The sequence below is a fragment of the Pseudomonas sp. GW821-FHT01D09 genome (assembly GCF_059422465.1).
In genome coordinates this window covers 1-13,951 of sequence record NZ_JBWKWY010000030.1, presented here as the reverse complement: position 1 = coordinate 13,951, position 13,951 = coordinate 1, and the positions used below count along the sequence as shown (strand labels likewise).

Genomic DNA, 13,951 nt, shown 5'->3' with positions numbered 1-13,951 from the left:
CTTGGGTCGGACGCTTAGAACGTCTGGCCGAGGGAAAATTGGAAAATCTGGGTTTCAGCGTTATCCGGTTTCTTGACTGGCATCGCCAAGGCGAAGCTCAACGGGCCCAGGGCGGTAATCCAGGTCACACCCACACCCACGGAACTGGCCAGGTTACTCAGACTGACATCATTACACTGAGTATTGGACTTGATACCTGATGGGTTACGGATCTGCTCGCACTTGGAGTCGAATACGTTACCCACATCCCAGAAGACCGAAGTACGCAGGGAACGCTGATCCTTGACGAATGGCAGCGGGAACAGAATTTCCGCACCACCTTGAATCAATACGTTACCACCGAACGGCAGCGGGTCGTTGTCGGAGTCAGCTACGGTGCCGGTATTACCGGTAATGCCAACACCACGACTTGGCGTACCACGTGGACCCAGGGTGCTGTCCTTGAAGCCACGTACCGAGTTGAAACCACCGGCGTAGTAGTTCTCGTAGAACGGCAGGCCATCGGTCGAACCGTAGCCATCACCATAGCCCAATTCCGTGTGCAGGCGCATGGTGTAGTTATCGCTCAACGGCGTGAACAACTGGCCACGGTAGTCGAGCTTGAAGAACGACAGGTCGCTACCTGGGGTGGTGGCTTCCAGGGTCAGGCTCTGGGAGTGACCACGGGTGGCCAGCACACCTTTGTTCAGGGTGGACTCGGACCAACCGGCCGAGGCCTTGAAGTTGAGGAACTTGTCACCTTCGCGGCGGGTGAAGTCGAAGATCTCATCCACGGTGTAGACACCGGTCTTGATCTCATCCTGCTGCGCGGTCAGACCGAAGGTCAGGCGCGAGGTCTCGCTGATCGGGTAGCCCACGTTGACACCGGCACCCAGGCTGTCGATCGCATAGCTTGCCACGTCGACGTCGAGGTCTTTGTAGTCGGTGGTGCGGTAGAAGGCGTTGTAGCCCAGGCTCACACCGTCAGCCGTCCAGTAGGGGTCCACATAACCGAAGTTGTAGCGGCTCTGGTATTCGCTACGGGTCAGGCCGATAGAAACCTTGTTACCGGTACCCAGGAAGTTGTTCTGGGTGATCGAGCCACCGAGGATCAGGCCGGCACTCTGTGCAAAGCCGACACTGGCGGTGATCGAGCCGGACGCCTGTTCTTCCACGGCGTAGTTCACGTCGACCTGGTCATCCACACCCGGCACGGCCGGGGTTTCGACGTTGACTTCCTTGAAGAAGCCCAGGCGCTCAAGACGGGTCTTGGACTGGTCGATCAGGTAGGTCGAAGCCCAGCCTCCTTCCATCTGGCGCATTTCGCGACGCAGTACTTCGTCCTCGGACTTGGTGTTGCCACGGAAGTTGATGCGGTTGACGTAGGCACGCTTGCCCGGGTCGACGACAAAGGTGATGTCGACGGTGTGGTCATCATCATGGGGGGTCGGCACGCCGTTGACGTTGGCGAAGGTATAGCCTTCGTTACCCAGGCGACGGGTGATCAGTTCGGACGTAGTGGTCATCAGCTTGCGCGAGAACACCTGGTCCTTCTGGACCAGCAGCAGGGACTTGACCTGGTCTTCAGGCACTTTCAGGTCGCCGCTGAGCTTCACGTCGCGAACGCGGTACTTCTCGCCTTCGTTGACGTTGACCGTGATGTACACGTGCTTCTTGTCCGGGGTGATGGACACCTGGGTCGAAGCGATATCCATGTTGATATAGCCACGGTCCAGGTAGTAGGAACGCAGACGCTCCAGGTCACCGGAGAGTTTTTCACGGGCGTACTTGTCGTCGTTCTTGAAGAACGACAGCCAGTTGGTGGTCTTGAGCTCGAACAGGTCGATCAGGTCTTCGTCGGCAAACTTGGTGTTGCCCACTACGTTGATGTGCTGGATCGCCGCCACGGTGCCTTCGTTGATGTTGACCTTCAGGCCGACACGGTTGCGCGGCTGCGGGACCACTTCGGTTTCCACGGAAGCAGAGTAGCGGCCCTGGGCAACGTATTGACGTTGCAGCTCGTTACGCACGCCTTCAAGGGTGGCACGCTGGAAGATCTCGCCTTCGGCCAGGCCGGATTGCTTGAGCCCCTTCATCAGGTCTTCAGTGGAGATCGCCTTGTTGCCTTCGATCTCGATACTGGCGACAGAAGGTCGCTCGACGACAGTGATGACCAGGACGTTGCCTTCACGGCCCAGCTGGATATCTTGAAAGAAGCCGGTTTTGAACAGCGCTCGAGTGGATTCCACCAGGCGACGGTCGTCAGCCTGTTCCCCAACGTTCAACGGCAAGGCGCCAAAGACGCTACCCGCGGAAACCCGCTGGAGGCCGTTGACGCGAATATCGGAGATGGTGAAGGACTCGGCGTGAACTTCGGCGATCATCAATACGGTGAGAACCGCAGTTAGCAGCAGACGTTTCATGAAGTCCTTTCTTATTCCAACTGGCAATAAACAAACTGCCGCAAAATGCGGCAGATTCGCAATTCAGCGAAGCGTTACAGACGTCCCAGATCGTTGACCAAGGCTAACAACATCACCCCGACCACCAAACTGATACCGATCTGTATCCCCCAACCCTGCACCCGATCCGACAAGGGGCGACCACGCACCCACTCGACGAGATAAAACAACAGATGCCCCCCATCCAATACTGGAATGGGCAACAAATTCAGAACCCCAAGGCTAATACTCAGATAAGCCAGGAAATTCAGGAAATCAGCAACACCCGACTGGGCAGAAGCGCCCGCCACTTTAGCAATGGTTATCGGTCCACTCAAGTTTTTTACCGAGAGCTCGCCGAACAACATTTTCTTCAGTGAATCGAGGGTCAGCACACTCATGGTCCAAGTGCGTCGTGCACCCTCGCCAATTGCCGCCAATGGCCCGAAGCTGACCTCCCGCACCATCGATGGCGGCCAGTCGACAGCCTTGACCCCGGCGCCCAGATACCCGCCGGCCGCCTTGGCCTCCCCGCGCACCGCGAGGGTGACCGGGACGTCGATTTGAGCACCGTCGCGCTCAATTTTCAGCACAATTTTCGTATCAGGACGTACACGAACCAGATCGACCACTTGCTGCCAGTCGCCCAGTGCCTGGCCATCAAGGGCCAGCAAACGGTCGCCGGTCTTCAGGCCGGCAGCCTGGGCCGGGCCTTTGGGATCGAGTTCCGCCAAGACCGGCGGCAGCGCCGGGCGCCATGGACGAATCCCCAGGGACTTGATCGGATCAGGCTCATCAGCGCCCTTGAGCCACTTGTCCAATGTCAGTTCGCGCGGTGTCTCGGCCGTCGAGTCCTGCTCGCGCACCAGCAGCTGTACGGTGCCGCTTTCACCCAGGCGTCGCACCAACTGCAGATTGACCGCGCCCCAGCCGGTAGTTGGCTCGCCATCAATAGCAACAATTTCCTGCCCGGCACTCAAACCAGCCTTGGCGGCGATACTGCCCGCCTCCACCGCCCCGATGACCGGGCGCACTTGCTGGCTGCCCAGCATGGCCAGGACCCAGAAGAACACCATGGCCAGCAGGAAGTTGGCGATCGGGCCGGCGGCCACGATGGCGATACGCTGACGGACGGTCTTGCGGTTGAAGGATTGGCCCAGTTGATCAGCCGGCACTTCGCCTTCACGCTCGTCGAGCATCTTGACGTAGCCGCCCAGGGGAATGGCGGCAATCACGAACTCGGTGCCCTGCCGGTCGTGCCAGCGCAGCAGCGGCATGCCAAACCCCACGGAAAAACGCAGGACCTTGACGCCACAACGGCGTGCCACCCAGAAATGACCGAATTCGTGGAAGGTGACCAGCACACCCAGAGCAACCAGGGTGCCGACAATCATGTAGAGCGCACTCATCTAATCTCTCCGCATTCCAATCCCGCGCCTGCCGACTAACCTGCGTGGCGTTTCAACCATTGCCAGGCCAAGAGCCGGGCCTTGGCATCCGCCTCGAACACGGCGCCCAAATCATTCACGGCAACCACCGGCTCAAGGCTCAAAATTTCCTCGATGATACTCGCGATCTGTGGAAAACGGATGCGCCGCTCAAGAAACGCGGCAACCGCCACTTCATTGACTGCATTGAGCATCGCCGGAGCACTGTTACCCGCCTCTGCCGCCTCACGCGCCAGGCGCAGGCAAGGGAAGCGCTGATCATCCGGCGCCTCGAAATCCAGGCGTGCAATGGCAAACAAGTCCAGGGGCGCCACACCCGAGTCGATCCGCTCGGGCCATGCCAGGGCATTGGCAATCGGCGTGCGCATGTCCGGGTTGCCCAACTGGGCCAGCACCGAACCGTCCACATAGTCGACCAGGGAGTGAATCACGCTTTGCGGATGAATCACCACTTCGACCTGATCGGCACGGGCATCAAACAGCCAGCAGGCCTCGATCAGTTCCAGGCCCTTGTTCATCATGCTCGCCGAATCCACCGAGATCTTGCGCCCCATCGACCAATTGGGGTGGGCACAGGCCTGATCGGGAGAAACGTGTTCCAGCTCGGCCAATGGCGTCTGGCGGAACGGGCCGCCGGAGGCGGTCAGCAGAATACGCCGCACGCCGACCTGGCTCAGGCCGCGGGCGAAGTCACCCGGCATGCACTGGAAAATCGCGTTGTGCTCGCTGTCCAGCGGCAGCAGCACGGCGCCGCTCTTGCGCACGGCCTGCATAAACAGCGCGCCGGACATCACCAGCGCTTCTTTATTGGCCAGCAGGATTTTCTTGCCGGCATCAACCGCCGCCAGGGTCGGACGCAAGCCGGCAGCACCGACAATAGCAGCGACCACCGTGTCCACCTCAGACGCGGCGGATACCTGGCACAAACCCTCCTCGCCGACCAAGACCTCGGTCGCCAGGCCCGCCGCCCGCAGGTCGTCCTGCAAACCACGGGCGGCGGCCGCATCCGGCACCACCGCGAACTGCGGCACATGGCGCACGCACAGCGCCAACAGCTCGCTCAAGCGGCTGAAGCCGGTCAGGGCGAATACCTGATAGCGCCCAGGGTGACGGGCAATCACATCCAGGGTACTCAACCCGACCGAGCCGGTAGCCCCCAGCACGGTCACTTGCTGTAGGCGGCTCACGAAGCAGCCATCCACAACAGCACGGCAAACACCGGGATCGCCGCCGTCAGGCTGTCGATGCGGTCCAGCACGCCGCCATGGCCCGGCAGCAGGTTACTGCTGTCCTTGATGCCTGCCTGGCGCTTGAACATGCTTTCGGTCAAGTCGCCGACCACCGAGATCAGTACGACCACCGCTGCGCCGACCAGGGCCAGGAGGATTTGCCTGGCATCCCACTCGCGCACAACGCCAACAACCAGGGTGATCAGCAACGTCAACGCCAGCCCGCCGTACACCCCTTCCCAGCTCTTGCCGGGACTGACCGCCGGGGCCAGCTTGCGCTTGCCAAAGGCACGGCCGGAGAAGTACGCCCCGATATCCGCGCCCCAGACCAGCACCATCACCGCCAGGATCAAGCCGTTGCCCAAGGCCATATGCTTGATAGAGACCAGGCCCTGCCAGGCCGGCAGCAGGATCAGCAGGCCGATCACCAGCTTGCAGGCGACGCTGGACCACTGGCCGCTGGTACGCGGGTAGGTCAACACCAGGAATGTCGCCAACGCCCACCACAGCACCGCCGCCCCCAGCACCCAGGGGGCGACATCCGGCAGGATGTACATCAAAAACAGCAATACCGCGACAACAGCGGCGTATACCACCCGCGGCAGTTGCTCGGCAAACCCGGCCAGGCGCGCCCATTCCCAGGCGCCCAGGGTCACGACCAGACCAATGAACAGCGCAAAGCCGGCGCCTTCAAGCAGGAAAAACCCGCACAGGGCAATCGGCAGCAGGATCAGTGCCGTGATGATTCGTTGTTTAAGCATTAAACCCGGGCTCCAGCTTCGATCTGCTCGCTCGTTTTACCGAAGCGACGCTGACGGGAAGCGAAATCGGCCAGCGCATTGCGCATGGCATCGTGTTTGAAGTCCGGCCAGAACAGGTCGGAGAAGTACAGCTCGGTATAGGCCAACTGCCACAACAGGAAGTTGCTGATACGGTGCTCGCCACCGGTACGGATGCACAGGTCCGGCAATGGCAGGTCGCCAGTCACCAGGCAGGTTTGCAACAACTCGGGCGTGATGTCTTCCGGCCGCAGATGGCCGGCCTGCACTTCACGCGCCAGGCGCTGTGCAGCCTGGGCGATATCCCATTGCCCGCCATAATTGGCGGCGATTTGCAGGACGAAACGGTTGCTGCCAGCGGTGATCGCCTCGGCCTCGCGCATGGCGGCCTGCAGCTCCGGGTGGAACCGCGAGCGATCGCCAATGATGCGCAGGCTGATATTGTTGTCGTTCAGGCGCTTGGCCTCGCGACGCAAGGCCTTGAAGAACAAGTCCATCAAGGCGCTGACCTCGTCGGCCGGCCGTTGCCAGTTTTCACTGGAGAAGGCAAACAAGGTCAATACCTCGACCTTGGCCTCGGCACACACCTCGATCACGGCCCGCACCGCATCGACACCCGCCTTATGCCCGGCGACACCCGGCATAAAGCGCTTTTTCGCCCAGCGATTATTCCCGTCCATGATGATCGCGACATGGCGCGGCACCACGGCGGGCACAGTCTGCTTGGTCTTTTCCATGAAGGCGTCCTGACCCCTTATACGGCCATCAGGTCCTTTTCTTTCTCTTCCGTGGCCTTGGTGATCAGGGCCTCGGATTCCTTGGTCAGCTTGTCGATATCGGCGATTGCGCGACGCTCTTCGTCTTCGCTGATTTCCTTGTCCTTGACCAGTTTTTTCAGGTCACCCAAGGCATCACGACGGATGTTGCGCACGGCAACACGGGCATCTTCCGCTGCGCTGCGCGCCTGCTTGGTGAAGCCCTTGCGGGTTTCTTCGGTCAGGGCCGGCATGGAGATCAGCAGCAGCTCACCCAGGTTGGTCGGGTTGAGGTTCAGGCCGGCGCTCTGGATGGCTTTGTCGACGGCGGCGAGCATGTTGCGCTCGAAGGCCACGACTTGCAGGGTGCGCGAGTCTTTTACGGTCACGTTGGCCACGCCGCTCAGCGGAGTATCGGAGCCGTAGTACGGCACCATCACACTGCCCAGAATGCTTGGGTGGGCCTTGCCGGTACGAATCTGGCCAAATGCATGGGCCAGAGACTCCAGGGATTTTTGCATACGCGCTTGGGCGTCTTTCTTGATTTCATTGATCATTGTTGGCCTTCCTCGATCAGAGTCCCTTCTGCGCCGCCGTGTACGATATTCAGCAGGGCGCCGGGCTTGTTCATGTTAAATACGCGCAGCGGCATCTTGTGGTCGCGGCACAGGCAGATTGCCGTCAGGTCCATTACACCCAGCTTGCGATCCAGCACTTCATCATAAGTCAGATGATCGAACTTCTCGGCATGGGGGTCTTTGAATGGATCGGCCGTGTAGACACCATCGACCTTGGTGGCCTTGAGCACGACGTCAGCATCGATTTCGATGGCACGCAGGCAGGCAGCCGAGTCGGTGGTGAAGAACGGGTTGCCAGTACCGGCGGCAAAGATCACCACCTCTTTGGCGTTCAGGTGGCGCATGGCTTTGCGGCGATCATAGTGATCGGTCACGCCCACCATGGAGATGGCCGACATCACGATGGCCGAGATATTGGCCCGCTCCAGGGCGTCGCGCATGGCCAGGGCGTTCATCACAGTGGCCAGCATGCCCATGTGGTCGCCGGTGACCCGGTCCATGCCAGCCGCACTGAGCGCTGCACCACGGAACAGGTTGCCACCACCGATCACCAGGCCGACCTGGACGCCGATGCCGACCAGTTGGCCGACTTCCAGCGCCATGCGGTCAAGCACCTTGGGATCGATCCCGAACTCTTCCGAGCCCATCAGGGCCTCGCCGCTAAGCTTGAGTAGAATGCGTTTATAGCGAGCCTGATAACCACTGCCCTGCTGAGCCATTGCGAATCTCTCCTGCGGCGTATTTTTAAAAAATTCTTGGCGAGCCGTTTACGGCTTGCGTTCACTCTAGCTGGACGCTGTCACAGCGCCATCGGAACACGGCTTTGTAAGCCAGTTCCAAAGGGAAGCCAAATAAAATTGAGCCTCCCATTTGAAAAGAGGCTGCGCGCGTGAGCGGGCAGCCTCTCTTGGGCGACAGTTGAAAACTGTCTTATTGCTTGGCGGCAGCCAGCTGGGCAGCAACTTCTTCAGCGAAGTTGTCGACCGGCTTCTCGATGCCGTCGCCTACTTTGAAGTAGGTGAAGGAAACGATTTCGGCACCGGCTTTCTTGGCCAGTTCGCCAACCTTGATTTCAGGGTTCTTGACGAACGCCTGCTCAACCAGGCTTGCTTCGGCCAGGAACTTGCTGATACGGCCTTTGACCATGTTCTCAACAATGTTTTCTGGCTTGCCTTTGATTTTTTCTTCGTTCAGCTGCAGGAACACAGCTTTTTCGCGTTCGATCGCTTCGGCAGAAACTTCCGAAGGCAGCAGGAACTCAGGGTTGCTGGCCGCTACGTGCATAGCGATGTCTTTGGCCAGCTCAACGTTGCCGCCCTTGAGGACAACGGCAACACCGATCTTGTTGCCGTGCAGGTAACCACCAACCACGTCACCTTCAACACGTACCAGGCGACGGATGTTGACGTTTTCGCCAACCTTGCCGACCAGTACCAGACGATCAGCTTCTTGGGCTGCGATCAGCGGAGCGACGTCAGTCAGTTTGTCGGCGAACGCTTTTTCAACGCTGGCAGCAACAAATGCCTTGAAGTCGTCTTGCAGGGCCAGGAAGTCGGTCTGCGAGTTCACTTCCAGCAGAACGGCGGATTTGCCGTCTTCTTTCAGAGCGATCGCGCCTTCAGCAGCGACGTTGCCTGCTTTCTTGGCAGCCTTGATGGCGCCCGAGGCACGCATGTCATCAATGGCTTTTTCGATGTCGCCGTCAGCCTTTTCCAGGGCTTTCTTGCAGTCCATCATGCCTTCGCCAGTACGCTCACGCAGTTCTTTAACCAACGCTGCAGTAATTGCTGCCATTTTCAAATTCCTCTTGGATAGGTTTTCAACCATTCCACCCGACTTGTACGGGCGTTCAATTCTTCCCGAACCACCCTTGTTAACCGCTGCACGTTACAGATGCTGTAGCTGTGCCGCTCACAAATGGTTTTCGAGGTGGCAAAAAGGGGGCCAAGCCCCCTTTTTGCTTACTGAGTCAACGCCAGGGCGTCAGTTACTCAGCTGCAGCGACCGGTGCTTCTTCAGCAGCGAACTCTACGGTGCCGCCGCCAACATTGTTGCGGCCACGGATTACAGCGTCAGCCATCGAACCCATGTACAGCTGGATAGCGCGGATTGCGTCATCGTTGCCTGGGATGATGTAGTCAACGCCTTCCGGGCTGCTGTTGGTATCGACTACGCCGATAACCGGGATGCCCAGCTTGTTGGCTTCGGTGATCGCGATGCGCTCGTGATCAACGTCGATAACGAACAGTGCGTCAGGCAGACCGCCCATGTCCTTGATACCACCCAGGGAACGATCGAGCTTTTCCAGGTCACGGGAGCGCATCAGCGCTTCTTTCTTGGTCAGCTTGGCGAAAGTACCGTCTTCGGCTTGCACTTCAAGGTCACGCAGACGCTTGATGGAAGCACGGATGGTTTTGAAGTTGGTCAGCATGCCGCCCAACCAGCGGTGATCGACGTACGGCGAACCGCAACGTGCTGCTTCTTCAGCAACGATCTTGCCAGCGGAACGCTTGGTGCCGACGAACAGAATCTTGTTTTTGCCCTGGGCCAGGCGCTCTACGAAAGTCAGCGCTTCGTTGAACATTGGCAGGGTTTTTTCAAGGTTGATGATGTGGATCTTGTTACGCGCGCCGAAAATGTATTTACCCATTTTCGGGTTCCAGTAACGGGTCTGGTGACCGAAGTGCACACCGGCCTTCAGCATATCGCGCATGTTGACTTGGGACATGATAGTTCCTTAATAAGTCGGGTTTGGCCTCCACGTATCCCAATGACCAACCAGCGGCTTCAAGGCCTCCGGCACCCAGGTCATCGTGTCGACACGTGTGTGGATTTAAGCTTTGCGGGGTATCCCCGGAAAGCGGCGCATTTTATACCACAGCAACGACCAAAACGAAACCCGCAATCGCATTTGCTTGCCGGCATTGCTACCCAAGCCATTGAATCGGGTGAAAATACCCGCACCTTATAGAGAGAAGCGATAGCCAGACACTCATGGTTTGCACCTTGCGTCTGTTAGAATCGCGTTTTTTGGGCTTGTGCGAACGCTGCACCTTTTTGTCGCACGCCCGTAAACCGTATTGATTTCAGCGCCTCGCGCTAGAGAGAGCCTGTATGACCGTTACCCTGAAAACCGCTGAAGACATCGCAGGCATGCGCGTTGCCGGCAAACTGGCTGCCGATGTGCTGGAAATGATTGCCGAGCATGTCAAACCCGGTATCACCACCGAGGCCCTGGACCGTATCTGCCACGACTATATTGTCGACGTGCAGAAAGCCATCCCCGCGCCGCTGAACTACAAAGGCTTCCCCAAGTCGATCTGCACCTCGATCAACCACGTGGTCTGCCACGGTATCCCGGGCGACAAACCGCTCAAGGACGGCGACACCCTGAACATCGACGTCACGGTGATCAAGGACGGCTATCACGGTGACACCAGCCGCATGTTCCACGTTGGCAACGTACCGGTGTGGGCCGAGCGCCTGTCCCAGGTCACCCAGGAATGCATGTACAAGGCCATTGAACTGGTCAAGCCGGGCTGCCGCCTGGGCGATATCGGCGAAGTGATCCAGAAACACGCCGAAAAGAACGGTTTCTCGGTGGTCCGCGAGTTCTGCGGCCACGGCATCGGCAAGGTGTTCCACGAAGAGCCACAGATCCTGCACTACGGCCGTGCCGGCACCGGCATGGAACTCAAGGCGGGCATGACCTTTACCATCGAGCCGATGATCAACCAGGGCAAGGCCGACACCAAGGTGCTGGGCGACGGCTGGACCGCCATCACCAAGGACCGCAAGCTCTCGGCGCAGTGGGAACACACCCTGCTGGTCACCGAGACAGGCTACGAGATCTTCACCCTGCGCGCCGATGACACGATTCCCCGCGTTTCGGCCTGATGCTTGCAGCGGGCTTTCCAGATAGCGACGTTGCGACCACACCTAGATAGAAAGGAAAGCCGATCGATGCCCCAGGTGGATCCCGAACTCTTCGACCGCGGCCAGTTCCAGGCGGAACTGGCGCTGAAGGCAAGCCCCATTGCCGCCTTCAAGAAGGCCATCCGCCAGGCCCGCGAGGTGCTCGACGGGCGCTTTCGCAGCGGTCGGGAGATTCGCCGGCTGATCGAGGATCGCGCCTGGTTCGTCGATAACATCCTGCAAAAGGCCTGGGAACAATTCGACTGGAGCGAGGACGCCGATATCGCCCTGGTGGCCGTCGGCGGCTACGGCCGGGGCGAACTGCACCCCTACTCCGACATTGACTTGCTGATCCTGCTGGACAGCGCCGACCACGAGATCTTTCGCGATTCCATCGAGCGTTTTCTGACGCTGCTGTGGGATATCGGCCTGGAAGTCGGCCAGAGCGTGCGCTCGGTGGCGGAATGCGCCGAAGAAGCCCGCGCCGACCTGACGGTGGTCACCAACCTGATGGAAAGCCGCACCATCTGCGGCCCCGAGCGCCTGCGCCAGCGCATGCTGGAAGTCACCAGCACTGCGCATATGTGGCCGAGCAAGGAGTTCTTCCTGGCCAAGCGCGCCGAGCAGAAAGCCCGGCATCACAAGTACAACGACACCGAATACAACCTGGAACCCAACGTCAAGGGCTCGCCCGGCGGGCTGCGGGATATCCAGACCATCTTGTGGGTAGCCAGGCGCCAGTACGGCACCCTGAACCTGCGGGCCCTGGCCGGCGAAGGCTTTTTGGTCGAGAGTGAAAACGCCCTGCTGGCCTCGTCCCAGGAGTTTTTGTGGAAGGTGCGCTACGCCCTGCATATGCTGGCCGCACGCTCCGAAGACCGCTTGCTGTTCGACCACCAGCGCTCCATCGCCACCCTGCTGGGCTTCGAGGGTGAAGACGCGAAGACCAGCATCGAAAGCTTTATGCAACAGTACTACCGAGTGGTCATGAGCATCGCCCAGCTCAGCGACCTGATCATCCAGCACTTTGAAGAAGTGATCCTGGCCCCCGAAGACGAAGCGCCGCCGCAACCGATCAATGCGCGCTTCCAACTGCACGATGGCTATATAGAGGCACGCAACGACAACGTGTTCAAACGCACGCCCTTTGCCATGCTGGAAATCTTCGTGCTGATGGCCCAGCAACCGGAAATCAAGGGCGTGCGCGCCGATACCATCCGCCTGCTGCGGGAAAACCGCCACCTGATCGATGACGAGTTCCGCCACGACATCCGCAATACCAGCCTGTTTATCGAGCTGTTCAAGTGCAAGATCGGCATCCACCGCAACCTGCGGCGCATGAACCGCTACGGCATCCTCGGGCGCTATCTGCCGGAGTTCGGCTTTATTGTCGGGCAGATGCAACATGACCTGTTCCACATCTATACCGTCGATGCCCACACCCTGAACCTGATCAAACACCTGCGTAAGCTGCAATACACCCAGGTGTCGGAAAAATTTCCGCTGGCCAGTAAGCTGATGGCCAAGCTGCCCAAGCCCGAGCTGATCTACCTGGCCGGCCTGTACCACGATATCGGCAAGGGCCGGCATGGCGACCATTCGGAAATCGGCGCGGTGGATGCCCAAGCCTTCTGCCAGCGCCACCAGTTGCCGCAATGGGACAGCCGCCTGATCGTCTGGCTGGTACAGAACCACCTGGTGATGTCCACCACCGCCCAGCGCAAGGACTTGTCCGACCCGCAGGTGATCCATGACTTTGCGCAGATCGTCAGCGACGAAACCCGTCTCGACTACCTGTACGTGCTGACCGTCTCCGACATCAACGCCACCAACCCCACGCTGTGGAATTCGTGGCGCGCCAGCCTGTTGCGCCAGCTCTACACCGAGACCAAGCGCGCCTTGCGTCGCGGCCTGGAGAACCCGGTGGACCGCGAAGAACAGATCCGCCGCACCCAAAGCGCAGCCCTGGATATCCTGGTGCGTGGCGGCAACGATCCCGACGATGTGGAACAGCTGTGGTCGCAACTGGGCGATGATTACTTCCTGCGCCACACCGCAGGCGATGTGGCCTGGCACACCGACGCGATCCTCCAGCAGCCGGCCGATGGCGGCCCATTGGTGCTGATCAAGGAAACCACCCAGCGCGAATTCGAGGGCGGCACGCAGATCTTCATCTATGCCCCGGACCAGCATGACTTCTTCGCCGTGACCGTGGCCGCGATGGACCAGCTCAACCTGAATATCCATGACGCGCGAGTGATTACCTCCAGCAGCCAGTTCACCCTCGACACCTACATCGTGCTCGACACCGAAGGCGAGTCCATCGGCGACAACCCCGAGCGCGTGAAAAAGATCCGCGAAGGCCTGACCGAAGCCCTGCGTAACCCCGACGACTACCCGACCATCATCCAGCGCCGGGTGCCGCGCCAGCTCAAGCATTTTGCCTTTGCGCCCCAGGTGACCATCCACAACGATGCCCAGCGCCCGGTGACGGTGCTGGAACTCAGCGCCCCGGATCGCCCTGGCCTACTGGCGCGGATCGGCGGGATTTTCCTGGAGTTTGACCTGTCGTTGCAGAACGCCAAGATTGCCACCCTGGGCGAGCGGGTCGAAGATGTGTTCTTTATTACCGATGCCGACAACCAGCCGCTGTCCGACCCTGAATTGTGCCGCCGCTTGCAGGACGCCATTGTTGCGCAATTGAGCGTGAACCAGGAGCCTGGGGCGGAGACGATGCGATTATCCATATGAACACGCAGCTTCCCTTGTGGGAGCGGGCTTGCTCGCGATGGCGGTTCGCCTGACACACCGCTATCGCGAGCAAGCC

At 59.7% G+C, this 13,951-nt stretch carries 11 protein-coding genes; 2 read left to right on the top strand and 9 right to left on the bottom strand.

The window, feature by feature from the left end; all coding sequences use genetic code 11:
- Positions 1–14: 14 nt before the first annotated feature.
- The 9 genes from bamA to rpsB form a co-directional block, all read right to left on the bottom strand.
- Positions 15–2,402 (bottom strand): outer membrane protein assembly factor BamA, encoded by a 2,388-nt coding sequence (gene bamA / locus AC07W7_RS21545; protein WP_169865378.1) that lies wholly within the window; start codon positions 2,400–2,402, stop codon positions 15–17.
- Between the two features lie 74 nt (positions 2,403–2,476).
- Positions 2,477–3,829 carry a sigma E protease regulator RseP gene (gene rseP, locus AC07W7_RS21540; protein WP_495040078.1) on the bottom strand — a complete coding sequence of 451 codons (1,353 nt, stop codon included), beginning with the start codon at positions 3,827–3,829 and terminating at the stop codon, positions 2,477–2,479.
- 35 nt (positions 3,830–3,864) lie between these two features.
- Positions 3,865–5,055: a 1-deoxy-D-xylulose-5-phosphate reductoisomerase gene (gene ispC, locus AC07W7_RS21535; RefSeq protein ID WP_076962171.1), complete on the bottom strand. Its 1,191-nt coding sequence runs from the start codon at positions 5,053–5,055 to the stop codon at positions 3,865–3,867.
- Complete coding sequence (locus tag AC07W7_RS21530) at positions 5,052–5,858, bottom strand: phosphatidate cytidylyltransferase (protein ID WP_076962170.1); 807 nt, start codon at positions 5,856–5,858, stop codon at positions 5,052–5,054. Before AC07W7_RS21530 ends, ispC begins: the two co-directional genes overlap by 4 nt.
- Positions 5,858–6,613: a polyprenyl diphosphate synthase gene (gene uppS / locus AC07W7_RS21525; RefSeq protein ID WP_076962169.1), complete on the bottom strand. Its 756-nt coding sequence runs from the start codon at positions 6,611–6,613 to the stop codon at positions 5,858–5,860. Before uppS ends, AC07W7_RS21530 begins: the two co-directional genes overlap by 1 nt.
- Before the next feature lie 17 nt (positions 6,614–6,630).
- Complete coding sequence (gene frr, locus AC07W7_RS21520) at positions 6,631–7,188, bottom strand: ribosome recycling factor (protein ID WP_076962168.1); 558 nt, start codon at positions 7,186–7,188, stop codon at positions 6,631–6,633.
- Positions 7,185–7,928, bottom strand: a complete 744-nt coding sequence (pyrH, locus tag AC07W7_RS21515; protein ID WP_003172271.1) for a UMP kinase — start codon at positions 7,926–7,928, stop codon at positions 7,185–7,187. Before pyrH ends, frr begins: the two co-directional genes overlap by 4 nt.
- A 211-nt stretch (positions 7,929–8,139) precedes the next feature.
- Positions 8,140–9,003, bottom strand: a complete 864-nt coding sequence (tsf, locus tag AC07W7_RS21510) for a translation elongation factor Ts (RefSeq protein WP_029297289.1) — start codon at positions 9,001–9,003, stop codon at positions 8,140–8,142.
- Between the two features lie 193 nt (positions 9,004–9,196).
- Entirely contained in the window at positions 9,197–9,937 is a 741-nt protein-coding gene (rpsB, locus tag AC07W7_RS21505; RefSeq protein WP_029297291.1) for a 30S ribosomal protein S2, read from the bottom strand.
- A 386-nt stretch (positions 9,938–10,323) separates the two neighbouring features.
- Between rpsB and map the strand changes: the two genes are divergently transcribed.
- Both map and AC07W7_RS21495 read left to right on the top strand, forming a co-directional pair.
- Positions 10,324–11,106, top strand: a complete 783-nt coding sequence (gene map, locus AC07W7_RS21500) for a type I methionyl aminopeptidase (protein WP_038446451.1) — start codon at positions 10,324–10,326, stop codon at positions 11,104–11,106.
- A 66-nt stretch (positions 11,107–11,172) separates the two neighbouring features.
- The gene (locus AC07W7_RS21495; protein WP_495040077.1) at positions 11,173–13,875 is read left to right on the top strand and encodes a [protein-PII] uridylyltransferase; all 2,703 of its coding nucleotides are present in this window, start codon (positions 11,173–11,175) and stop codon (positions 13,873–13,875) included.
- Positions 13,876–13,951: the final 76 nt, after the last annotated feature.